Source organism: Microbispora sp. ATCC PTA-5024, assembly GCF_000511135.2.
In the GTDB taxonomy this organism is placed as follows: domain Bacteria; phylum Actinomycetota; class Actinomycetes; order Streptosporangiales; family Streptosporangiaceae; genus Microbispora; species Microbispora corallina.
Window position 1 is genome coordinate 92,372 of record NZ_KI866524.1, and the last position, 20,930, is coordinate 113,301.

Below are 20,930 nucleotides of genomic sequence, written 5' to 3' on the forward strand. Positions count from 1 at the left end.
CCGGCTCCCGGACCCGCCCCGGCAGCCGCCACACGGTCACCCCTCCCGCCGCGACCGCGGCCAGCCGGCCGGACCGCGACACGGCGGGCACCGCGTCGGGCCAGCCGCCCTCCGCGCCGCGGCCGTACGTCCCGCCGGTCGTCAGGTCCCAGACGAAGCCGTTGCCGTCCTCGAGGACGCCGAGCGCCGACTCGCCGTCCCCGAAGTCGACCTCGCCCTGGGCGCTCGCGCCGGGAAGGCTCAGCTCCGCACTTCGGCGGCCGGTCGCCAGATCCCAGACCACCACCCGGCTCCCCGTCACCACGGCGACCGACCGCGCACCTGGGCTCAGCGCGACGTCGAACAGGGGGCCGCCGTGGAGCTCCGGCGCCGGGAACCGCCGGATCTCTCGTTGGCCCGGCACGTCGTAGAGCCGTATCTCCCCGTCGGACGCGCTGACGAGCCTGCGGCCGTCGCCGCTCAGCGCCTGCAGGCCGTCATCCCGCCACGGCCGGAAGGAGGCGACCTCCGGCTGGTAGAGCGAGGACAGGAGGCCGGACCTCGCCTCCGCCCCGGGGGCGAGCCGCCAGGCGGCGACGCTGAGCAGCATCGCGGTCACGGGGTCGGTCGTGCGCAGGGTCCCCGAGACGAAGGCCAGCTCCCGGCCGAGCGCCTGGTCGCGCTGCGCGGTGATCTGGTCGCGCTGCTCCCCGATCCTGTCGCGCTGCTCCGCGATCCGGCCGCCCTGGTACGCCGCCAGGCCGCCGCCGGCCAGCGACAGCGCGAGCAGGACGGCCAGCGCCGCTGTGAGGAGTCGGCGCCGCCGCGCACGGCGGCGGGTCAGCGCCGCGGACGCGTCGAGGAAGTCCCGTTCGAGCGGGTTGAGCCGCAGGTGGCGCCGTCCCGCGGCGGCCCAGCCCAGGGCCGCGTCCAGACGGCTCCCCTGCAGCAGGTCGCCGTCGCGGCGTCCGTGGTCGTCCCACTGCCGGGCCTGGCCGCGGATCCCCGCGTGGACCGGCAGGCCGTCCCACTCGTCCGCGACCCACGCCCGCAGCCGAGGCCAGGCCCGCAGCACGGCCGGGCGGGCGAGGGAGATCTCCCGGTCGCTCCTGCCCAGCACGTAGGCGAAGGCCCGCAGGACCGGCTCCGCCTCGGGCGGCGCCTCGTCCCCGGGCATCCGCCGGGTGCCGAGCTCCCCGTCGGGGGAGACCGCCACCAGGCGCAGGAAGATCTGGGGCACCAGATCCCGCTCGCGGTCGCCGAGCGAACCGTACGCCTCCTCGGCGAGCAGGCCCAGCGCCGGGTCGTTCCCGGCCGGGGCCTCCACGCCGCTCGCCGCCCTGGTCCCCTCGGCGAGCAGGCGGCCCACCTCGACCGCCGAGCCGCCGCTGATGAGGGCCATGAGCAGGTCGCGGGCCGTGGGACGGGCCACCGGGTCCTTGGCCAGCGCCGCGCCCACCAGCGGCCGCAGCCCCTCGGGGAGCGCGGACAGGTCCGGGTCGGCCGACAGCACGCGGTGCATGACCCCGCCCAGGCTCTCCGCCGTGAACGGATCCCGCCCGGTGGCGGCGAACAGCACGATCCCGCCCCAGGCGAACACGTCCGCCGGGGCGCCGGCCCGCTGCCCGGTGAACACCTCCGGCGCCATGTACGTCGGCGTGCCGGCGACCAGGCCCGCGGTCGTCAGCGACATCTCCAGGGTCCGGGCGATCCCGAAGTCGATCACCCGGGGGCCGTCCGGGCCCAGCAGCACGTTGTCGGGCTTCAGGTCGCGGTGCACCACGCCCGCCTCGTGCACGGCCGTCAGCGCCGTCGCGACCGCGGTCGCCAGCCGGTGCAGGTCGTCCCCGGCGAACGGGTGCCCCTCCGCGACCGCGCGGCGCAGGCTCGGCCCCTCGACGTACTCGCTGACGAGGTACGGCCGGGGGCCGTCGAGGTCGGCGGCGACGACCCGGGCGGTGCAGAACGACGCGACCCGCCGGGCCGCCGCCGCCTCCCTCCCGAGCCGCTCCCTCGTCTCGGGGTCGGCCGCCGCGCCGCCGTGCAGCACCTTGACCGCCACCCGGCGGCCCTCGCCGTCGTACGCCTCGTACACGACCCCCTGGCCGCCGGCGCCCAGCCGCCCGGCGAGCCAGTACTCCCCCAACCGCTCCGGATCCTCCGGACGCAGCCTCCCCGTCACCCCGCACCAGCCTCCTCCCGGCCACCGGGTTGGACGCGTCGGGAGGCGGTGCGGTTCTCAGCGGATCCGGGACCGGTGGGACCTCCAGCGCCGCTCCACCCGGGCGGCCGCGAGCCGCGGGTGGCGGGGCGCGCCCTGCCGCCGCCGGTACGCCCGGGGCTGCGGGGCGGGCAAATCGTGCCGCCCCGAGACGAACTCCTGGACAGCGATCTTGACTCGGATGACAGGACGGCGCCAGCGCTCCTCGCGGTGCACGGCCCTGGCCATCCGCCTCGGCTTGGGCCGCCGGGCGACCTCGGAGTAGTACCAGCGGGCCCACGGCGAGCCGGGCCTCGCCAGCCTGACCGCCCCGACGTACAGGCACGGCGGGAAGAACAGCCCCGCGATGCCGCTCCAGATCTTGCCCTTGAGCAACGTGACGACGGCGAAGACCAGGTTGACCACGAGGAACGCCACGGCCGTCCAGCGGCCCCCGGTGGGCTGCCCGTCCCAGCCGAGCGGGCGCATGCCGAGCAGCAGCAGGCCGGTGGCCGCCAGCGCGACGAAGACCGCGTCGACCGAGGTGCGGCCCTCCTCCTGCCAGTACACGTCCCGCAGGTGCAGGATCAGCGCGAACTCGTCCAGCACGAGGGCCGAGCCGACCCCGAAGACGGCGGCCGTGAAGGAGTACCACCCCGTCGACACCCCGGACAGCACCAGCCCCGCGACGCCCCCGAGCAGCATCAGCACCACGCCGAACACGACGTGGTGGATGTGCGTCTCGCCGACGTTCACGTTGCCGAACCACCGCGCCCGCGCCCGGATCAGCCGCACGTTCACCCGGGTGCAGAGGAACGCGACGATCAGCGCCACGAAGAAGCAGAACAGCGGCAGCCGATGCGTGTCGACGATGCGTTCATGAAACCAGTCAGACATGAAGAGGTCCCCGGTCCTTGATGCTACGGCCCGGTTCGACCGCTGCGGCGCTCAGGCGAGGAAACCGCGCAGCAGCGCGGCGGTGCCCTCCAGGTGCTCGGCCACGGCGCGCCGGGCCGCCTCGGGGTCCCCGTCGAGGATCGCCTCGACGATGGCGGCGTGCTGAGCGGCCGCGTGCTCGATGTTGGGACGCAGCACGGGGATGGCGTTGAGCAGGTCGGTCACCCTCAGGCGGGCGTCGGCGCAGGCGCCGGCCAGCAGCGGCGAACCGGTCAGCTCCGCGATGGCGAGGTGGAACGCGATGTCCATCCGGCGGTAGTCGGCCGGGGCCGCGTCGTTCACCGCGGACAGGCGGGCGGTCAGCGTCTCCCGCTGCCGCGGGCCGAGCTGCGAGCCGGCCAGGACCTGAGCCGCGCCGCACTCCACGGCCATCCGGAACGTCAGCGCGTCCTCCAGGTCCGACTGGCCCATCTCGTTGACGGCCCGGCGCAGGTCGCCCTTCCTCGGGCTCGGCGGCCGGTAGACGACGAAGGCGCCCCCGTACCGGCCCCGCCGCACGTCGAGGTAGCCGGCCTCCTGCAGCGCGCGGATCGCCTCCCGCAGCGTGACCCGGCTGATGCCGAGCCGCGCCGCGAGCTCCCGCTCGGGCGGGAGCTTGTCGCCGTGGCCCACGACGCCCAGCTTGATCGCCTGCAGCAGGCGCTCGACCGTCTCCTCGAACGCGTTGCCGGCCCTGACCGGCCGCAGCAGCGAGACCGCCCCGGTGACCCCGGCGGCGCCGTCCATCCCGTACCGTCCCTCCGCCCGCGCGTCCCGGTCCCCGGCGGATTCCCCGCGCCCCTGCGCCGAGGTTAGACCAATTTCCATTGTTGACTAAGGGGCGGAGCTGGTGCTTGCATGCCCTTCAATGGTCTGGTTCCAGACTTTTGGACGGGAGGCGCCGTGCTCAGCGTTGAGCAGCTTCGCGGCGACGTCGATGCGGGCCGGGTGGACACCGTCCTGCTCGCGGTCACCGACATGCAGGGACGGCTGCAGGGCAAGCGCCTGTCGGCGCGGTACTTCCTGGAGGAGGTGCTGAGCCACGCCGCCGAGGGGTGCAACTACCTCCTCGCCGTCGACGTCGACATGAACACGGTGGGCGGCTACGCCATGTCGTCCTGGGAGCGCGGCTACGGCGACTTCGTCATGAAGCCCGACCTGTCCACGCTGCGCCGCGTGCCGTGGCACGAGGGCACCGTCATGCTGCTGGCCGACCTCGTGTGGGAGGACGGCTCGGACGTCGTCCCCTCCCCCCGGCAGATCCTGCGCCGGCAGGTCGCCCGGCTCGCCGAGCGCGGCTGGACGGCGTACGTCGGCACCGAGCTCGAGTTCTGCGTCTACAACGACGGCTACGAGGACGCCTGGCGGAGGGGCTACCGCGACCTGACCCCGGCCAACCTCTACAACGTGGACTACTCACTGCTCGGCACCGCCCGCATCGAGCCGCTGCTGCGCAAGATCAGGCTCGGCATGGAGGGCGCCGGCCTGTACGTCGAGTCGGCCAAGGGCGAGTGCAACCTCGGCCAGCACGAGATCGCCTTCCGGTACGCAGACGCGCTCACGACGTGCGACAACCACGTTATCTACAAGAACGGCGCCAAGGAGATCGCCGCCCAGGAGGGCCGGTCGATCACGTTCATGGCCAAGCCGAACCAGCGCGAGGGCAACTCCTGCCACATCCACATCTCCCTCCGGGACGCGTCGGGCGAGCCCGTGATGGCGGGCCCTCACGGGCTGTCGGAGACCGGCCGCCGCTTCGTGGCCGGGCAGCTCGCGGCGATGCGCGAGCTGACCCTGCTCTACGCCCCCAACGTCAACTCCTACAAGCGGTACGTGGCCGGCAGCTTCGCCCCCACCGCCGTGAAGTGGGGCGTCGACAACCGGACCTGCTCGCTGCGCCTGGTCGGCCACGGCTCCTCACTCCGCGTGGAGAACCGGGTGCCGGGCGGCGACGTCAACCCGTACCTCGCGGTCGCCGGGATGATCGCGGCCGGCCTGCGCGGAATCGACGAGGAGATGACGCTGGAGGACGCGTTCACGGGGAACGCCTACGACAGCGACGCCGAGCGGGTGCCGAGCACGCTGCGCGACGCGCTGGCCCTGTGGGAGGGCTCGCGGACGGCCGAGGACGCCTTCGGCAAGGACGTCGTCGAGCACTACGCCAACAACGCGAGGGTCGAGCTGGCCGCCTTCGACGCGGCGGTCACCGACTGGGAGCTCTATCGGGGGTTCGAACGGTTGTGAAGATAGTCAATCCGGCGACCGAGGACGTGATCGCCGAGGTCGAGATGGCCGACGCGGCCGAGGTGGACCGCGTGGTCGAACGGGCGCGGCGGGCCTTCCCGGCCTGGCGGGCCGTCGCGCCCGGCGAGCGGGCCGGGCTGCTGCGGCGCTTCGCCGCCCTCGTGGAGGACCACGCGGAGGAGCTGGCCCGGCTGGAGATCGCCAACGCCGGGCACACGGTGGGCAACGCCCGCTGGGAGGCCGGCAACGTCCGCGACGTGCTGAACTACTACGCCGGCGCGCCCGAGCGCGACCACGGCAGGCAGATCCCGGTCGCGGGCGGGATCGACGTGACGTTCTCCGAGCCGCTGGGCGTGGTCGGGATCATCGTGCCGTGGAACTTCCCCATGGTCATCATGACCTGGGGGGTCGCCCCGGCCCTCGCCGCCGGGAACACGGTGATCGTCAAGCCCGCCGAGTGGACGCCGCTGACCGCGCTGCGCCTCGCCGAGCTGGCCCTGGAGGCCGGCATCCCCGAGGGCGTCCTCCAGGTCGTCCCGGGCGAGGGCGAGGTCGCCGGGGCGCGGCTCGTCGAGCACCCGGACGTCCGGAAGATCGTCTTCACGGGGTCGACCGAGGTCGGGAAACTGATCGGCGCGAAGGCCGCCGAGCAGGTGAAGCGCGTGACGCTGGAGCTGGGCGGCAAGAGCGCCAACATCGTGTTCGCCGACTCCGACCTGGCCAGGGCCGCCGAGTCGGCGCCCATGGCCGTGTTCGACAACTCCGGCCAGGACTGCTGCGCCCGCTCGCGCATCCTGGTGGAGCGTTCCGTCTACGACGACTTCCTTCTGCGGCTGGCCGAGGCCGTACGGGGGGTGACGGTCGGGGACCCTAACGACCCGGCGACCCAGATGGGCCCGCTGATCAGTGCCGAGCACCGGGAACGCGTCGCCTCGTACGTCGGAGACCTGGAGCCGTACGTCATCGGCTCGTGCCCGGCCGGCCCGGGCTTCTGGTTCCCGCCGACGGTGCTGGCGGGGTCGTCCTCGGAGTCGTTCCGGCGGGCGTTCACCGAGGAGATCTTCGGGCCGGTGGTCGCGGTCGTCCCGTTCGACGACGAGGCCGACGCCGTGCGGATCGCCAACGACACGCTCTACGGCCTCTCGGGGTCGATCTGGACCCGGGACGTCGGCCGGGCGCTGCGGGTGGCCCGGGCCGTCGAGGCGGGCAACCTGTCCGTGAACTCCCACTCCAGCGTCCGCTACTGGACCCCGTTCGGCGGCTTCAAGCAGTCGGGCCTGGGACGGGAGCTCGGCCCCGACGCGCTGGCCGCCTTCACCGAGACCAAGAACGTCTTCATTTCCACGGAGTAGACACATGCAGCGTTTGCAGGACCGCGTCGCCGTCATCACGGGCGCGGGCAGCGGCATCGGGCTGGCCACCGCCCGCCGGTTCGCCGAGGAGGGCGCCAAGGTCGTGGTCGCGGACCTCGACGAGGTCGCCGGGACCAAGGCGGCCGACGAGGTCGGCGGCCTGTTCGTCCAGGCCGACGTGGCTCAGGAGGCCGACGTCTCGAGGATGTACCGGGAGGCGTTCGAGGCCTACGGCAGCGTGGACATCGCGTTCAACAACGCCGGCATCTCGCCTCCTGACGACGACTCGATCCTCTCGACGGGGCTGGACGCGTGGCGGCGGGTGCAGGAGGTCAACCTCACCAGCGTGTACCTGTGCTGCAAGCACGTGATCCCGTACATGCAGCGGCAGGGCAAGGGCTCGATCATCAACACCGCGTCGTTCGTGGCGGTCATGGGCTCGGCCACCTCACAGATCTCGTACACCGCGTCGAAGGGCGGCGTGCTGGCGATGAGCCGCGAGCTGGGCGTCCAGTTCGCCCGCGAGGGCATCCGGGTGAACGCCCTGTGCCCCGGCCCGGTCGACACCCCGCTGCTGCGGGAGCTGTTCGCCAAGGACCCCGAGCGCGCCCAGCGCCGCCTCGTCCACGTGCCGATCGGCCGCTTCGCCCGCGCCGAGGAGATCGCCGCGGCGGTCGCGTTCCTGGCCTCCGACGACGCGTCGTTCATCACCGCCTCGGAGTTCCTCGTCGACGGCGGCATCTCCGGCGCGTACGTCACGCCGCTGTAGGAGCGTGTGATGGCCCGTCCCGTCATCGGCGTCACGTGCTATGTGGAGCCGGCGAAGTTCACCGTGTGGGACATGCCGGCGGCGCTGCTGCCGTACATGTACGTGGAGCACATCACGCGGGCCGGCGGCCAGCCGGTCATCCTGCCACCCGCCGGGGACCCGTCGTCCCTGGTGGGGCGGCTGGACGGGCTGATCATCGCGGGCGGGGGCGACATCGACCCCGCCCGGTACGGGTGTGAGGCGGCCCCCCAGACCGGATACGTCCGGAAATTTCGGGATGAGGCCGAGTTTGCGATGATGGCGGCGGCTTTGCGGGCCGGCCTGCCGTTCCTAGGGATCTGCCGCGGCATGCAGGTCCTCAACGTGGCCCTGGGGGGCACCCTCCACCAGCACCTGCCCGACGTGGTCGGGAGCACGGACCACTCCCCCGCCCCCGGCACGTTCGGCCGCCTCCCTGTACGGCTCTCGCCGTCGTTGGCCACGATCTACGAGGCCGAGGACCTGATCCCGGCCCACTATCACCACCAGGCGATCGACAAACTAGCCGACGGCCTGGAGGCGACCGCCCGCTCCGACGACGGCACGATCGAGGCCGTCGAGGTCGCCGGGGCCGGGTTCGCCCTGGCCGTCCAGTGGCACCCCGAAGCCGACGAGGACGGCCCCCTGTTCGACGCCCTCGTCCGGGCCGCCGCCTGAGAAACATGCGAGGGCGTCCTGACGTACAACGCGTACGCTACGTACATGAGCGAAACCGCCCCAGACTTTCCGCCTCCGCCGTACACGGTGCAGGAGGTCAGCACCACCCAGGCCCGCAAGGACCTCGCCGAACTCGTCAACCAGGCGGTCTACGGGCACGTGCACACGATCCTCACCAGGGACGGCCGTCGTCTCGCCCGGATCATTCCCGAGGAGGACGCGTGGTTCTACACACCTGGGTGGCAGGAGAAGCTCGCGAAGGCGAAGGATGACGTGGCGGAGGGCCGCACCAGGACGTTCGAGTCGATGGACGACATGTTCGCCGACCTGGAGACCGAGCGGTGATATACCGCCGCACCGCTCAGTTCGACGTCGACTTCCGCAGACTCCCGGCCGAGCATCGCAAGCTGTTCCAGCAGGTGGTGTTCGAGGATTTCGTCCCCGCCTTGGAGCGGGGCGCCCACCTCGGCAAGGCTCCGTGGCCACGCCGCTTACGCATCCACAAAATCGATGACGTCTATTCGCTGACGTGGAGCCTCGCATCGCCGGACGAGCGAGCTCTGTTCACCTTCACGGTCGAAGAGGACGGTTCAGGCGAGCTCCTCATCACCTGGCTGGCCGTCGGCTACCACAACATCTATCGCTCATGAATCGGTCGACGATGACGTCCCGTCGAGTGGTGTAACTCGCAGCCGACCACGTGGCACCGCCACCTCTGACCCTGGGCACGTGCCGACACGGCCGCCGGCGCCTCTCACTGCGCAACGGCGTCATCCGAGTTCCGGTTTCGGACCAAGGAGAGGAGTGCCGTTACGCCGGAGCCCAAGTACAGCGCCGAACTTGTCGCCACCGGAAGTGAATCGAGCCCGGTCGGCTGGATGGCGGACGTCGCCATCAGAGCAAACCCAAGCACCGACCACGCGATCAGCCAAATGGCCGCGACACGGATTACCGACCGACACACACCGGGTGCGGCACGCGCGTGATAGAGGAGTTGGAAAGCGGCGAGCAATACCGCCCTCGACGCGGGGCACTCTTCCAGGCCGAACCACGAGCGGTTTCATACCATCGCGGATCGGCCGGCAAGTCGGCCAGAAAAGGATCGAAGTCCTCGTACCAATCCAGGCATGCTCGGCTCCACAGGACCGTGGCTACGGCGTCGACCAGGAGTTCGGCCTCTCCTCCATCCCAGTCTCCATCTTCGATGCTCGAGGGCTCTTCGATGGCCGCAGAGTAATTGGCTCGCCCAGCGGCGACGATCGCATACAGCAGATTTTCGAGAGAATCTCCCAAAGCCGAAAGCGCCTGACCACCCATGTCGCTAGCGTCAGGAACAGGGACGCCCTCGATAGGAAGTCTGGCCAAGGCGCGCACCTTGTCTGCGAGGTTAGTCGCGAAGCCCTCAACCACTTCCGTCGACAGCGACGCTAGACGCGCTTGCAGCAGGTCGGCACCATCCTCGTCAATGACTCCATCAAGCAGGCCGATGAGCTCCCAGAAGGCATCGTGTGTCACCGAATCATTCCCTTGTCAACGCCAGGAAGAGCGGCGGGGCAATCGGCAGTCCACCGCCCTTACGCATCTAACCTCCGTAAGTAGGATCGGTTGGGTCGTAGTCACTGTCACAACCGCGCCCACCGCATAGATCAACGCGGTTATCGTCTGAATATTTCTAGAGTGGTCAAGACGCCGCGGTCTTCGGCGACCTCGCCGCCCGGGGGAGAACCGCCCAAAGGAATGGGAACCTCTCCGAAGCGGAGAACCATTTCGACGACGCGTTGCGGTTCTGGCGGGGCGACGCCCTGTTCGACATGGGACGGACCGACGAACTGGTCGCCTGGGGTGACCGGCTCGACGAGGACCGCCGTTCTGTGACCGAGGACCTGTTCGACGTACGACTGGCACGTGGCTACCACCACGAGATCGTCGGCACGCTCGGAGACTGGACGAGCCGGCATCCGCTGCGCGAGCGTCCCCACCGGCAGCTCATGCTGGCTCTGTACAGGTCCGGCCGCTCGCACGACGCCTCGATCGCTTACCGGCGCCTCCGGCACCGCCTCGTCGAGCAGGCGGGGGTGGAACCCGCCCCCGCCACTCAGTCCCTCCACCACCGCATCCTCGCCGCCGATCCCCCGGTCGTCACACTCTGAGACAGGACACTCACGGATAGGCGCGAAGGCCTGCGCAGGGCTCGGCTTACAGTGACAATATGGGTGTGCTGACGATCGATCTCGATCCCGCGACGGAGCAGATCCTCGCCCGCCTCACGGCCGACGGGAAGTCCGCCGCAGACGTGGTGCGGGATGCGATCCGGCTCGCGGATCGCCTGCGGTGGCTGGAGCAGGCTCGAACAGATGCAGTCAGGCTGGGCAATGACCCCGACGACCTGGCCGAGATCCGCGCGATCCGCCACGATCTCGGTTACCCGGATGCGTGGTGACGTCTGCCGGCTGCGGAGTCCTCGCGGCACGATCGGGCACGAGCAACGTGGCGAGCGCTTCGCCGTGGTTGTGCAGTCGGACGGGTTCGCCCTCTCCACCTTGGTCGTCGCGCCGACCTCGACGAGCGCCGGCCGGGCGGTGTTCCGTCCCGAGATAGAACTGGACGGCAAGTCGACGCGCGTGCTCGTCGACCAGATCAGCGCGGTGGACACCTCCCGGTTGGGCGACTTCGCCGGCCGCCTCGATCCACATGAGATGCACGAGATCAATGTTGCCTTGCGAGGCTTCCTCGGGCTGTTCCGGTGGTAGCTCCCGGCACGTGACGGGGATGGGCGTGAGCCGTTAGGCTGGCACGACACCAGTGATCCCGTGCGGGAGAGCGTCCTGGCAGCCGGTCAGGACCCCTGAAGGAGCAAGCCCTCCCCGCGAACCTCTCAAGGCAAAGGACCGTGCGGGCCAGGTGTCCTCTGGAAAGAAGGCCGCCCAGGCCTCGCCGAAGGTGAAAGTCCGGCAAAGATCGGACGAAGCTCTCAGGCACCCATGACAGAGGGGGAGGATGCTCTCATCCGTCCTTTCCGAGGTGCGATCATGTCCCGATCCACCCCGCTCCGCGGGGTCCACGAAAGCCTTGGCGCGACCCTGACCGACTTCGCCGGCTGGCAGATGCCCCTGCGGTACGGCAGCGAGTCGGCCGAGCACAACGCCGTGCGGACGGCCGCGGGGCTGTTCGACCTGTCCCACATGGGCGAGATTTTCTTGACGGGCCCCCAGGCGGGCGAAGCCCTCGACCACGCCCTGGTCGGCCATCTGAGCGCGCTGACCCCCGGCCGCGCCCGCTACACGATGATCGTGAACGAGGAGGGCGGCATCCTCGACGACCTCATCGTCTACCGGCTGGGCGACGAGGAGTTCATGGTCGTCGCCAACGCCTCCAACTACGCCGCGGTCGCCGGGGAGCTGGCCGCGCGCTCCGGGGCGTACGACGCCCGGGTGGAGGACCGGTCCGACGCGTACGCGCTGGTCGCGGTGCAGGGCCCGCGCAGCGCCGAGATCCTGGGCTCGCTGACCGACGCCGACCTGGACGGCCTCAAGTACTACGCCATCCTGCCCGCCACGGTCGCCGGGGCGCACGCGCTGATCGCCCGTACGGGGTACACCGGCGAGGACGGGTTCGAGCTGTTCGTACGCAATGATGACGCCGTGCCGCTGTGGAACGCGCTGTCGGACGCGGGGTCGGAGCTGGGACTCGTCCCGGCCGGGCTGTCCGCCCGCGACACGCTGCGCCTGGAGGCCGGCATGCCGCTGTACGGCAACGAGCTCGGCGCGAGCACGACGCCGTTCGACGCGGGCCTCGGCCGGGTGGTCCGGTTCGACAAGCCGGGCGACTTCGTCGGCAGGGCCGCGCTGGCCAAGGCCGCCGAGAGCGAGCCGGCCCGCCGTCTGGTCGGCCTGGTCGCCCGCGGCCGCCGGGTGCCGCGGCACGGCTACCCCGTCACCCGCGACGGCGAGGTCGTCGGGGAGGTCACCAGCGGCGCGCCGTCGCAGTCGCTCGGCAGGCCCGTGGCGATCGCGTACGTGGCCGCGGACGCGGCCGACGCCGGCGGCCTGGCGGTCGACATCCGCGGCAGCCAGGAACCGGTCGACATCGTTGACCTGCCTTTTTACAGGAGGACCAAGTGAGCAGCATTCCCGACGAGCTGAGCTACACCAAGGAGCACGAGTGGGTGGCGGGGCTCGACGACGGCCTGACGGTCACCGTCGGCGTCACCGCCTTCGCGGCTGAGCAGCTCGGCGACGTGGTCTACGTGCAGGTGCCCGAGGTGGGGTCCGCCGTGGCGGCCGGTGACGCGGTCGGCGAGGTCGAGTCGACCAAGTCGGTGAGCGACATCTTCGCGCCCGTCGGCGGGGAGATCGTGGAGACGAACGCGGCCGTCGTCGACGACCCGTCGCTGGTCAACTCCGACCCGTACGGCGAGGGCTGGCTGTTCCGCGTCCGCATCGAGGAGGAGCCGGACGACCTGCTGTCGGCGGCCGAGTACGGCGCGCTCACCGCCGCCGAGTCCTGACACCGCCCCCCGAAAGGCATTGATCAATGGCGATCAGCGTCTTCGACCTGTTCAAGGTGGGCATCGGGCCGTCCAGCTCGCACACGGGCGGCCCGATGGCGGCGGCGCACAAGTTCGCCCGCGGCCTGCACGAGGACGGGCTGCTGGAGAAGGTCACCCGGGTTGAGGCGATCCTCTATGGCTCGCTCGGGCTGACGGGCAAGGGCCACGGCAGCGACAAGGCCGTCCTGCTCGGCCTGTCCGGCGAGAAGCCCGAGCTTGTCGACGTCGACACCGTCGACGACCGGCTCGCGCGGATGCGCGCCGACGGGACCGTCCGCCTGTACGGCCTCCACGAGATCCCCTTCGTCGTCGGCGAGGACCTGGTCTTCGAGCGCAAGATCTCCCTCCCCCACCACCCGAACGGCATGCGGTTCACCGCGTACGCCGACGGGACCCCGCTGCGGGAGAAGGTCTACTACTCGGTCGGCGGCGGCTTCGTCGTCGACGAGAACGCGACCGGCGCCGACCGGATCAAGCCCGACGACACCGTCCTGCCGTACCCCTTCACGACGGCCGCCGAGCTGCTCGCGCGCTGCGCCGACACCGGCCTGTCGATCTCCGGGCTCATGCTGGAGAACGAGAAGGCCTTCGGCCGCACCGCGGAGGAGATCCGCGAGGGGCTGCTGCGCCTGTGGTCGGTGATGGCCGAGTGCGTGCGGCGGGGCAGCACCCGCGAGGGCGTCCTGCCGGGCGGGCTGAAGGTGCGCCGCCGGGCCAACCAGCTGTTCCGCAGGCTGCAGAGCGAGTCCGACGGCAAAGACCCGCTCCAAGCGATGGACTGGGTGACCCTGTTCGCCCTGGCCGTGAACGAGGAGAACGCCGCCGGGGGCCGCATCGTGACGGCCCCGACCAACGGCGCCGCCGGGATCATCCCGGCGGTGTTGTCGTACTATATGCGGTTCCTCCCGGCTGCCGACGAGGACGGCGTCGTCCGCTTCCTGCTCACCGCGGGGGCCATCGGCGTGCTGTTCAAGGAGAACGCCTCGATCTCCGGCGCCGAGGTCGGCTGCCAGGGCGAGGTCGGCTCGGCCTGCTCGATGGCGGCCGCCGGTCTCACCGAGGCGCTGGGCGGCACCCCCGAGCAGGTGGAGAACGCCGCCGAGATCGGGATCGAGCACAACCTGGGCCTCACCTGCGACCCCATCGGCGGACTGGTCCAGATCCCCTGCATCGAGCGGAACGCGGTGGCCTCGATCAAGGCCATCGCGGCGGCCCGGATCGCGCTGCGCGGCGACGGCCGCCACTTCGTGTCGCTCGACAAGGCCATCAAGACCATGCGCGACACCGGCAGGGACATGCTGGACAAGTACAAGGAGACCTCGCGCGGCGGACTGGCCGTCAACGTCATCGAGTGCTGACCTCTAGGCTGGCCGGGTCCCCGGCCGGTCTGGAGGTGTCGTGAAGCTGCGCTCGCACCGGGTGTTCCTGCTCGTGCTGGCCCTGGGCGTGGTGCTGCGCGCCCTCGCCGTGCTCGGGTACCGGCCGGCCCTGTGGTTCTGGGCCGACTCCTTCGCCTATCTCAGCTCCGGGCTCGACCTGCGCCCGCTGGAGTCGCGGCCCTCGGGCTACTCGGTGTTCCTGTGGGCGCTGAGCCCGCTGCACAGCCTTGCCGCCGTCGCCGTCGTGCAGCACCTGCTGGGACTCGCCATCGCGACCTGCGTGTACGTGCTGCTGCGCCGCCGTACGCGGCTGCCCGGGTGGGGCGCGGCGCTCGCGGCGGCGCCGGTGCTGCTGGACGTCCACCAGGTCCAGCTCGAACACCTCGTCATGGCCGACCTGCTGTTCACGGCGCTGGTGGTCGCGGCCGTGACCCTGCTCCTGTGGCGGCCCAGGCCCGCGCTGTGGACCGTGGTGGCGGCCCTGCTGCTGCTCGCGCTCGCCACCGTCACCCGCACGATCGGGCTGCCGCTGATCGCCGTCGCCCTGCTGCTCGCCTGGCCGGGGTGGCGGGCCGCGCTCGCCGGGCTGCTCGCCGCCGCGGCGGTGCTCGGCGGGTACGCCGTCTGGTTCCACAGCGCCTACGGGTCGTACGGCATGGGCGGCAGCAGCGTGTGGCTGTGGTCGCGGACCATGACGTTCGCCGACTGCGGGACGATGCGACCGCCCCCCGAGTTGGCCGTCCTGTGCCCGTCGGGGCCGAGGCTGGCCGCGCCGGCGTACATCTGGGACGCCCGGTCGCCCATCCAGAAGGCCGGCGCCGACCGCGAGCGGCTGGCCGGGGAGTTCGCCTCCCTCGCGATCCGCCGCCAGCCGGTCGACTTCCTGCTGACCGGCCTGCACGACGCTCTGTGGGCCTTCGAATGGGACCGCCGCGTCTACCCCTCCCCCGGGCCGCAGAGCGCGTACGTCTTCCCCGCCTCGGTCAAGCCGTTCAGCCCGAAGGTCGCCTCGGCGGGACGGACGGCCACCCAGCTCACCGCGGCCTACCAGGGCTCGTCCGGGGCCACTCAGGTCGTCCAGCCGTACGCCGGCTGGCTGCGGGCCTACCAGGAGGTGGGCTTCCTGCGCGGGCCGCTGCTGGCCGCGATCCTGCTCATCGGGCTCGGCGGGGTGGCGGCCCGGCGCTGGGCGGCGCTGCTCCCCTGGGCGTTCGCCGCGACGCTGCTCCTGCTGCCGCCGCTGATCGCCGCCTTCGACCACCGGTACGTCGTGCCGGTCGTGCCCCTCGCCTGTCTGGCCGCCGGGCTGGCCCTCGGGTCCCGGGCCGTCCCGCCCCCGTGGCGGTCAGCGGCGGCGGACGTGCAGCCGGACCAGGGCCGGAAGCTCACCGCCGTCAACCGCGCGGCGGACGCGTGAGACGGCCGTGTCGTCCAGCCGCCGGATCACCTCGTGCAGGTCGGACGACGGCTCCAGCGACAGCGACATCCGCAGCCGGCGCCCCCGCACGACCCTGACCTGGATCCTCCCGATGCCTTCGACGCCCTTCATCGCCACGCCGAGCATGGCGATCCCGGCGCCCGTACGGCTGCCGTACCGGCCCCAGCCGAGCGCCGCCATGAGCCACCGCGTCGCGGCCAGGGCGATCAGGATGGCGGCGCCGGCGGCCAGCGGCGTCGCCCACGGGTGGCGGGTCAGGAAGCCGAGGTCGGCGATCCTCGCGCCGGGCCGGTCGCCGCGGGCGTCCAGCGCGTAGACCCCGCCGGCGAGCAGGGCCAGGCCGGCGAGGCCAATCCCGGCGCGGTTCCCCAGATGGCGGTACACGGTCAGGCCCTCCTGCCGCGCAGGCGCACGACCACCTCGTAGCGGCCCTGCGCGCCGAGCCCGGACAGCCGGTCCCCGACCGCCGCACCGACCTCGCGAAGCAGGTCCCCGACCCGCTGCGTCCCGGTGACCACGGTGACCTCGATCCGGCCGCGCAGGATGCGCACCTGCGCCCTCCGCACGCCCTCGACGTCCCGGGCCGCCGCGGAGAGCGTCCGGCGCAGGCCCGCGCGGGTCAGCCCGATGACGAGCAGCGGGTCGTCCACCTCGATCGGCACGAGCCGGGGCCGTCCCGGGACCACGGCCAGCGCGACCAGCCCGGCGCCCGCGAGGATCATCGCGACGGCGACGGCGGGCACGGCCGGATGGGCGTAGGTCGTGGCGAGCAGGCGGCGCACGGCCGGCCACATGATCGGCCTGTCCATCATGGAGGCGATGGCCTCGACGGTCGCCGCCCAGCCCGTGAGCGCCAGCGCGGCGGACACCGCCACGGCGGCGGGCCGGCGGGCCGGCCGCAAGGCGCTCACCCCGTCACGCCGGGGCGGCCTGCGCTCCTCCTGGACATGGACGGCCGTCGAGCCCGCCAGGATCTCCTGCACGACGCTCATCAGCCGCTCACCCCTCCCGAACACCGCGCCTGGTCCGCTCGGTAGTCACCTGCCCATGGGTACACCCCGGCGCGGCGGGCGACGGCGCTCACCCGCGCTCTTGCTCGATCATGGGCGGGAGCAGCCGCAGACTTTGCCGTCACGCAGTTAACGTGAACCTGGCTCATATTTCTCGAGTGCTCGTATTAGGCTGCCGCCATGGACGACCGACAGCGTCTCGACACGGCCACCGCGGGGCTGCGGCCCCCCTTCGCCGTCCTCGACATGGACGCCCTGCGCGCCAACGCCGCCGACATGACGCGGCGGGCCGGTCGCAAGCCGATCCGCGTCGCCAGCAAGTCGATCCGCTGCCGCCCCATCCTCGAACGGGTCCTCGCGATGGACGGCTTCGCCGGCGTGATGGCGTTCACGCTGCCCGAGGCCCTCTGGCTGGTCTCCACCGGGCTGCGCGACGTCCTCGTGGCCTACCCCACCGTCGACGCGGACGCCCTGAGGGCCCTCGGCTCGGACGACACCGCCGCCCGGGAGATCACCGTCATGGTCGACTCCCCCGAGCACCTGGACCTCATCGAGGGCCTCGGCCTGCCCCGGCCCGTCCGGATCTGCCTGGACATCGACGCCGCGTTCGTGACGCTCGCCGGCAGGTTCCGCGCGGGCGCCCTGCGCTCACCCGTCCGCGAGCCGGACCAGGCCGCCGGCTTCGCCGCCGACGTGGTGAAACGACCCGCGTTCCGGCTCGTCGGGCTCATGTCGTACGAAGCCCAGATCGCGGGCGTGGGCGACAACGTCCCCGGGCCGTACGGCCGCGCGATCCGCTGGATGCAGGACCGGTCACGCCGCGAGCTCATCGTCCGCAGGGGCCGCGTCGTCCGGGCCGTACGGCAGGTGGCCGACCTGGAGTTCGTCAACGGCGGCGGCACCGGCAGCATCGAGAAGACCGCCGCGGAACGCGTGATCACCGAGGTCGCGGCCGGCTCGGGACTGTTCCATCCCCGGCTGTTCGACTTCTACCGGAACTTCTCCGGCCACCCGGCGGCGCTGTTCGCCCTGCCGGTCGTGCGCAAGCCGTCCCCCACCGTGGCCACCGTCCTGGGGGGCGGCTACCACGCCTCCGGCCCGCCCGGGCCGGCCCGGCTCCCCCAGCCGTACCTGCCCGCCGGCCTCCGCTACGACGCGAACGAGGGCGCGGGCGAGGTCCAGACGCCCCTGCTCGGCCAGGCCGCCGAGGACCTCCGCGTGGGCGACCGCGTCTGGTTCCGCCACGCCAAGGCCGGCGAGCTCTGCGAGCACTTCGCCACCCTCCACCTCGTCGAGGGCGACCGCGTGGTGGACGAGGTCCCCACGTACCGGGGCGAGGGGAAGGCGTTCCTCTGAGCGCTCCTCCCGGCGCGCCGCGGCTCATCGGGGCCCGACGGCGCCCTCATCCCGCCCTCCGGCCGTGAGGTCGCGCACGGACGTGGGCGCCCTACCCGTCTTGAGGTCGCGCGTGGACGGCGGTCAGCGGCCGCGGCGGCGCAGCAGCACGATGGCGGCGCCGATCACGACGACCGCGCCGACCCCGATGAGCACCGGCGCGAGGTTCGGCGGCGGGTATTCGTCGCGGGCCTCGCCGTCCTCGGCGTACGGAGCGGGACGTCCCACGCCCACGAAGTCTCCGATCGAGGAGACGAACTCCTCCGCGTTGGCCTTGAGCCTTGCCACCCCGCGCTCGGCGACGCGCTTGGGGCTCACCCGGTCCGCGATGGCATCGACCGTGCGGGCCAGCTCCGCCCGCGTCCGCTCGATCTCGCGCTCCAGCGCCTCGGGATCGGTGTCCGCCATGCGATCCCCCTCCTGTGGTATTCGTGTGTGATCAGTCTGCCAGGTCGGACGGGCGTCCCGCACAGCGGCCGAGCCGGTAGTTTGGTGGACGCTTGCCCGCCCAACGCCGCGGGTCACCTTCCCAGGAGGACGTCATGAGCAAGCTCGAGCCGGGCGACGCCGCGCCGGACTTCACCCTTACCGACGCCGACGGCCAGGAGGTGTCGCTCGAGTCGTTCCGCGGCAAGCGGGTCATCCTGTACTTCTACCCCGCCGCCATGACCCCCGGCTGCACCAAGCAGGCCTGCGACTTCCGCGACAACCTCGGCGCGCTCACGACGCGGGGCTTCGTCGTGCTCGGGGTGTCCAAGGACGCGCCGGACAAGCTGCGCCGGTTCCGGGAACGCGACGCGCTGACGTTCCCGCTGCTGTCGGACACCGGCCTCGACGTGCACAAGGCGTACGGCGTGTACGGGGAGAAGACCAACTACGGCAAGACCGTGATGGGCGTCATCCGGTCGACCTTCGTCATCGACGCCGACGGCAAGGTCGAAAAGGCGCTCTACAACGTGAAGGCCACCGGTCACGTCGCCCGCCTGACGAAGGAACTCGGCATTTCCTGATTTATGGGCATTGTCGCCGTCGCGGAAACTGTCGGTGCCGGGAGATAAATTCCCGTGCGTGCGGAAGTACACGTACACCCCCGAACTCCTGGCGGAGGCCGCGGCCGTCTCCAGCAGCATCGCCGATGTGCTGCGCTATCTCGGGATCCCGTGGTCCGGCGGCACCCACGCCCACATCAGCCGCCGCCTCAAGCACTTCGACATCGACACCTCCCACTTCCTGGGACAGGCACATCAGCGGGGAAGGCGCTCACCTCGACGCCACCTTCCGGAAGACGTGCTCGTCGTCATGGCGCCGGGATCGCCTCGCGAGAAGCCCACCAAGCTCAGACGAGCCCTGCGGGAAGTGGGAGTCCCCTACCACTGCGCAGACTGTAGGATAGGCGGCACTTGGCAGGGCCGACCGCTCACGTTGCATATCGACCATATCAACGGGAACTGGCTCGACAACAGAAAAGAGAATCTGCGTTTCCTCTGCCCCAATTGCCATTCTCAGACGGAGAATTTCGCGGGCAAAGGAAAACGACAAGGGGCCGTAGTCCAACGGCAGAGACCGCGGCTTTAGGTGCCGTACAGTGTGGGTTCGAGTCCCACCGGCCCCACTCGAATTCGTAAAGGCGAAAACGGCATCGATAATTCCGGGAAACGCACTTCGCTCGCCAAATTGAATCTCATGCTCGGCGCGGACGACCTCGCCTTTCTGGAGAGATTCGTGGCGGCGGAGGGAGCGAAATCCCGGGCCGCGGCCATCCGCCGGGCCATCGCCCTCCTCCGCGCCCAGACCGAGCCGGAGTGACCGCACTCCCGGCTGAGGTCCTGGCGCTGGTGTCGCCCGGGCATCGGGCTGGAGTCACGCGAGGCCGTGCTGATAGGCGAGGACCACTGCCTGGACGCGGTCACGGGCGCCGAGCTTGGCCATGATCCGTGACACGTGGGTCTTCACCGTGGCCTCGCCGACGAACAACTCCGAGGCGATCTCGGTGTTCGACAGCCCGCGGGCCACGAGCCGCCACACCTCGACCTCGCGCGGCGTCAGCGCCCGCACCCCCGGCAGCAGGGAGGCCTGGGCGGGGGCCCGCCGCGTGTACACCTCGATGAGGCGGCGCGTCACCGAGGGGGCGAGCAGGGTGTCGCCCCGGGCCACCGTCCGGATCCCGCTCACGAGCTGCTCGTCCGGGAGGTCCTTCACGAGGAACCCGCTGGCCCCGTCGCGGAGCGCCTCGTACACGTACTCGTCCAGGTCGAAGGTGGTGAGCATGACGACGCGGGTGCGGGAGCCGCCGGCGAGGATCGTCCGTGCGGCGGCAAGCCCGTCCAGCCGGGGCATGCGGATGTCCATCAGCACGACGTCGGGGTCGAGGTCGCGGGCGAGCGTCACGGCCTCCTGCCCGTCGCGGGCCTGGCCGACGACCTCCATGTCCGGTTCGGCCGACAGGATGGTGCGCAGCCCCGCAAGCACGAGTGTCTGGTCGTCGGCGAGCAGAACGCGGATCGTCACGACGACGCCTCCAACGGGATCGACGCGGAGACGTGGAAGCCTCCGTCGGGGAGGGGGGCGGCCCGGAACGTGCCGCCGCAGGCCGCGACCCGCTCGGCCATGCCGGTGAGACCGTGTCCGCCGTGCGTGACGGCGGCGGGCCGGTACGCCGGCGCGCCGTTCGTGACGTCGAGCGACAGACGGTGTTCGGCTCGGACGATCCGGACGCGCACGTACGCTCCGGGGGCATGGCGGGCGACGTTGGTCAGCGCCTCCTGGGTGAGTCGGTACACCGCCGCGTCGACGGCGCGGGGTAGCGGCGCCGCGGCTGGAGCCGGGGCGAGAGGCGCCGCCGGCGCGGAAGGCCCAGCCGGGGCCGGGTAGGGGGCCGACGCGAGAGACGGGGCTGGGACTGGGGCGGGAGGCGGCGCCGCGGCCACGCGTGCCTCCTCGCCGTCACCCCCGCCGGGGGCGGCGCCGCTGCGGGGGCCCGAGT

25 protein-coding genes, 1 tRNA gene, 1 pseudogene and 2 riboswitches are annotated in these 20,930 nt (G+C 71.7%); of the genes and pseudogenes, 18 read left to right on the forward strand and 9 right to left on the reverse strand.

All coding sequences use genetic code 11. The features are described 5' to 3' along the window. The 3 genes from MPTA5024_RS21160 to MPTA5024_RS21170 form a co-directional block, all read right to left on the reverse strand. The coding region (locus tag MPTA5024_RS21160; protein ID WP_157099623.1) for a serine/threonine-protein kinase at positions 1–2,161 on the reverse strand (2,161 nt) is incomplete at its 3' end. A gap of 57 nt (positions 2,162–2,218) precedes the next feature. Next, on the reverse strand, positions 2,219–3,076 hold the full coding sequence (locus MPTA5024_RS21165; RefSeq protein WP_232326584.1) for a hypothetical protein: 858 nt from the start codon (positions 3,074–3,076) through the stop codon (positions 2,219–2,221). A gap of 51 nt (positions 3,077–3,127) precedes the next feature. After that, entirely contained in the window at positions 3,128–3,862 is a 735-nt protein-coding gene (locus MPTA5024_RS21170) for a FadR/GntR family transcriptional regulator (RefSeq protein WP_036327250.1), read from the reverse strand. A 111-nt stretch (positions 3,863–3,973) separates the two neighbouring features. On the opposite strand from MPTA5024_RS21170, the gene MPTA5024_RS21175 reads away from it, so the two are divergent. The 6 genes from MPTA5024_RS21175 to MPTA5024_RS21200 are packed head-to-tail and all read left to right on the forward strand — an operon-like array spanning position 3,974 to position 8,826. Then, positions 3,974–5,359, forward strand: a complete 1,386-nt coding sequence (locus tag MPTA5024_RS21175; protein WP_051458478.1) for a glutamine synthetase family protein — start codon at positions 3,974–3,976, stop codon at positions 5,357–5,359. Further along, entirely contained in the window at positions 5,326–6,711 is a 1,386-nt protein-coding gene (locus MPTA5024_RS21180) for an aldehyde dehydrogenase family protein (RefSeq protein WP_198167379.1), read from the forward strand. The genes MPTA5024_RS21175 and MPTA5024_RS21180 overlap by 34 nt, the downstream gene beginning before the upstream one ends. Before the next feature lie 4 nt (positions 6,712–6,715). After that, positions 6,716–7,480 (forward strand): 3-oxoacyl-ACP reductase, encoded by a 765-nt coding sequence (locus MPTA5024_RS21185; RefSeq protein ID WP_036327255.1) that lies wholly within the window; start codon positions 6,716–6,718, stop codon positions 7,478–7,480. Between the two features lie 9 nt (positions 7,481–7,489). Further along, positions 7,490–8,176: a gamma-glutamyl-gamma-aminobutyrate hydrolase family protein gene (locus MPTA5024_RS21190; protein WP_036327258.1), complete on the forward strand. Its 687-nt coding sequence runs from the start codon at positions 7,490–7,492 to the stop codon at positions 8,174–8,176. Positions 8,177–8,221: 45 nt separating this feature from the next. Continuing rightward, a complete protein-coding gene (locus MPTA5024_RS21195; RefSeq protein WP_084369893.1) occupies positions 8,222–8,521 on the forward strand; it encodes a type II toxin-antitoxin system Phd/YefM family antitoxin in 300 nt (99 codons plus the stop codon). Continuing rightward, positions 8,518–8,826, forward strand: a complete 309-nt coding sequence (locus tag MPTA5024_RS21200) for a hypothetical protein (RefSeq protein WP_036327264.1) — start codon at positions 8,518–8,520, stop codon at positions 8,824–8,826. Before MPTA5024_RS21195 ends, MPTA5024_RS21200 begins: the two co-directional genes overlap by 4 nt. A 298-nt stretch (positions 8,827–9,124) precedes the next feature. Here the strand turns inward: MPTA5024_RS21200 and MPTA5024_RS41120 are convergent, their stop codons facing one another. Then, positions 9,125–9,691 (reverse strand): DUF4240 domain-containing protein, encoded by a 567-nt coding sequence (locus tag MPTA5024_RS41120; RefSeq protein WP_157099624.1) that lies wholly within the window; start codon positions 9,689–9,691, stop codon positions 9,125–9,127. 182 nt (positions 9,692–9,873) lie between these two features. Here MPTA5024_RS41120 and MPTA5024_RS21205 point away from each other — a divergent pair. The 7 genes and pseudogenes from MPTA5024_RS21205 to MPTA5024_RS21235 all read left to right on the forward strand — a co-directional run. Further along, positions 9,874–10,326, forward strand: a pseudogene (locus MPTA5024_RS21205) (AfsR/SARP family transcriptional regulator); the annotation flags it as partial. A 59-nt stretch (positions 10,327–10,385) separates the two neighbouring features. After that, positions 10,386–10,616 (forward strand): hypothetical protein, encoded by a 231-nt coding sequence (locus MPTA5024_RS21210; protein WP_157099626.1) that lies wholly within the window; start codon positions 10,386–10,388, stop codon positions 10,614–10,616. Continuing rightward, positions 10,606–10,926: a type II toxin-antitoxin system PemK/MazF family toxin gene (locus MPTA5024_RS21215; protein ID WP_036327268.1), complete on the forward strand. Its 321-nt coding sequence runs from the start codon at positions 10,606–10,608 to the stop codon at positions 10,924–10,926. Before MPTA5024_RS21210 ends, MPTA5024_RS21215 begins: the two co-directional genes overlap by 11 nt. Before the next feature lie 53 nt (positions 10,927–10,979). Further along, positions 10,980–11,077: riboswitch (glycine riboswitch) on the forward strand. After that, positions 11,078–11,174, forward strand: a riboswitch (glycine riboswitch). Between the two features lie 31 nt (positions 11,175–11,205). Beyond that, the gene (gene gcvT, locus MPTA5024_RS21220) at positions 11,206–12,297 is read left to right on the forward strand and encodes a glycine cleavage system aminomethyltransferase GcvT (protein ID WP_036327271.1); all 1,092 of its coding nucleotides are present in this window, start codon (positions 11,206–11,208) and stop codon (positions 12,295–12,297) included. After that, positions 12,294–12,683, forward strand: a complete 390-nt coding sequence (gcvH, locus tag MPTA5024_RS21225; RefSeq protein WP_036327273.1) for a glycine cleavage system protein GcvH — start codon at positions 12,294–12,296, stop codon at positions 12,681–12,683. The genes gcvT and gcvH overlap by 4 nt, the downstream gene beginning before the upstream one ends. 26 nt (positions 12,684–12,709) lie before the next feature. Further along, on the forward strand, positions 12,710–14,083 hold the full coding sequence (locus MPTA5024_RS21230) for an L-serine ammonia-lyase (RefSeq protein ID WP_036327275.1): 1,374 nt from the start codon (positions 12,710–12,712) through the stop codon (positions 14,081–14,083). A gap of 40 nt (positions 14,084–14,123) precedes the next feature. Beyond that, positions 14,124–15,521 carry a hypothetical protein gene (locus tag MPTA5024_RS21235; protein WP_036327277.1) on the forward strand — a complete coding sequence of 466 codons (1,398 nt, stop codon included), beginning with the start codon at positions 14,124–14,126 and terminating at the stop codon, positions 15,519–15,521. Here MPTA5024_RS21235 and MPTA5024_RS21240 read toward each other — a convergent pair. Beyond that, positions 15,450–15,926, reverse strand: coding sequence for a hypothetical protein (locus MPTA5024_RS21240; protein ID WP_036327280.1), 477 nt, complete (start codon positions 15,924–15,926; stop codon positions 15,450–15,452). The genes MPTA5024_RS21235 and MPTA5024_RS21240 overlap by 72 nt on opposite strands. Positions 15,927–15,928: 2 nt before the next feature. Continuing rightward, a complete protein-coding gene (locus MPTA5024_RS21245) occupies positions 15,929–16,534 on the reverse strand; it encodes a DUF6286 domain-containing protein (RefSeq protein WP_051458480.1) in 606 nt (201 codons plus the stop codon). 198 nt (positions 16,535–16,732) lie between these two features. Between MPTA5024_RS21245 and MPTA5024_RS21250 the strand changes: the two genes are divergently transcribed. Then, a complete protein-coding gene (locus MPTA5024_RS21250; RefSeq protein WP_036327282.1) occupies positions 16,733–17,908 on the forward strand; it encodes an amino acid deaminase/aldolase in 1,176 nt (391 codons plus the stop codon). Positions 17,909–18,031: 123 nt separating this feature from the next. On the opposite strand, the gene MPTA5024_RS21255 is transcribed toward MPTA5024_RS21250, so the two are convergent. Next, complete coding sequence (locus MPTA5024_RS21255) at positions 18,032–18,355, reverse strand: DUF3618 domain-containing protein (protein ID WP_036327284.1); 324 nt, start codon at positions 18,353–18,355, stop codon at positions 18,032–18,034. 134 nt (positions 18,356–18,489) lie between these two features. On the opposite strand from MPTA5024_RS21255, the gene bcp reads away from it, so the two are divergent. The 4 genes from bcp to MPTA5024_RS41125 all read left to right on the forward strand — a co-directional run bounded on the left by bcp (position 18,490) and on the right by MPTA5024_RS41125 (position 19,753). Next, positions 18,490–18,957 carry a thioredoxin-dependent thiol peroxidase gene (gene bcp, locus MPTA5024_RS21260; protein WP_036327287.1) on the forward strand — a complete coding sequence of 156 codons (468 nt, stop codon included), beginning with the start codon at positions 18,490–18,492 and terminating at the stop codon, positions 18,955–18,957. 58 nt (positions 18,958–19,015) lie between these two features. Continuing rightward, a complete protein-coding gene (locus tag MPTA5024_RS39860) occupies positions 19,016–19,522 on the forward strand; it encodes an HNH endonuclease signature motif containing protein (protein ID WP_084369894.1) in 507 nt (168 codons plus the stop codon). Further along, a tRNA-Leu gene (locus MPTA5024_RS21265) sits at positions 19,487–19,559 on the forward strand. Before MPTA5024_RS39860 ends, MPTA5024_RS21265 begins: the two co-directional genes overlap by 36 nt. Next, complete coding sequence (locus MPTA5024_RS41125) at positions 19,535–19,753, forward strand: ribbon-helix-helix protein, CopG family (RefSeq protein ID WP_157099627.1); 219 nt, start codon at positions 19,535–19,537, stop codon at positions 19,751–19,753. The genes MPTA5024_RS21265 and MPTA5024_RS41125 overlap by 25 nt, the downstream gene beginning before the upstream one ends. A gap of 54 nt (positions 19,754–19,807) precedes the next feature. Here the strand turns inward: MPTA5024_RS41125 and MPTA5024_RS21270 are convergent, their stop codons facing one another. Further along, complete coding sequence (locus MPTA5024_RS21270) at positions 19,808–20,455, reverse strand: response regulator (RefSeq protein WP_036327291.1); 648 nt, start codon at positions 20,453–20,455, stop codon at positions 19,808–19,810. After that, positions 20,452–20,727 (reverse strand): ATP-binding protein, encoded by a 276-nt coding sequence (locus MPTA5024_RS21275; protein ID WP_036327294.1) that lies wholly within the window; start codon positions 20,725–20,727, stop codon positions 20,452–20,454. The genes MPTA5024_RS21270 and MPTA5024_RS21275 overlap by 4 nt, the downstream gene beginning before the upstream one ends. Positions 20,728–20,930: the final 203 nt, after the last annotated feature.

Coding starts and splice junctions, on each gene's coding strand:
- MPTA5024_RS21165 (WP_232326584.1), bottom strand. CDS start 3,076: ATGTCTGACTGGTTTCATGAACGCATCGTCGACACGCATCGGCTGCCG.
- MPTA5024_RS21245 (WP_051458480.1), bottom strand. CDS start 16,534: ATGAGCGTCGTGCAGGAGATCCTGGCGGGCTCGACGGCCGTCCATGTC.
- MPTA5024_RS21210 (WP_157099626.1), top strand. CDS start 10,386: ATGGGTGTGCTGACGATCGATCTCGATCCCGCGACGGAGCAGATCCTC.
- MPTA5024_RS21170 (WP_036327250.1), bottom strand. CDS start 3,862: ATGGACGGCGCCGCCGGGGTCACCGGGGCGGTCTCGCTGCTGCGGCCG.
- MPTA5024_RS21255 (WP_036327284.1), bottom strand. CDS start 18,355: ATGGCGGACACCGATCCCGAGGCGCTGGAGCGCGAGATCGAGCGGACG.
- MPTA5024_RS21195 (WP_084369893.1), top strand. CDS start 8,222: ATGAGCGAAACCGCCCCAGACTTTCCGCCTCCGCCGTACACGGTGCAG.
- MPTA5024_RS21175 (WP_051458478.1), top strand. CDS start 3,974: ATGCCCTTCAATGGTCTGGTTCCAGACTTTTGGACGGGAGGCGCCGTG.
- MPTA5024_RS21250 (WP_036327282.1), top strand. CDS start 16,733: ATGGACGACCGACAGCGTCTCGACACGGCCACCGCGGGGCTGCGGCCC.
- gcvT (WP_036327271.1), top strand. CDS start 11,206: ATGTCCCGATCCACCCCGCTCCGCGGGGTCCACGAAAGCCTTGGCGCG.
- MPTA5024_RS21185 (WP_036327255.1), top strand. CDS start 6,716: ATGCAGCGTTTGCAGGACCGCGTCGCCGTCATCACGGGCGCGGGCAGC.
- MPTA5024_RS21215 (WP_036327268.1), top strand. CDS start 10,606: ATGCGTGGTGACGTCTGCCGGCTGCGGAGTCCTCGCGGCACGATCGGG.
- bcp (WP_036327287.1), top strand. CDS start 18,490: ATGAGCAAGCTCGAGCCGGGCGACGCCGCGCCGGACTTCACCCTTACC.
- MPTA5024_RS21230 (WP_036327275.1), top strand. CDS start 12,710: ATGGCGATCAGCGTCTTCGACCTGTTCAAGGTGGGCATCGGGCCGTCC.
- MPTA5024_RS21190 (WP_036327258.1), top strand. CDS start 7,490: ATGGCCCGTCCCGTCATCGGCGTCACGTGCTATGTGGAGCCGGCGAAG.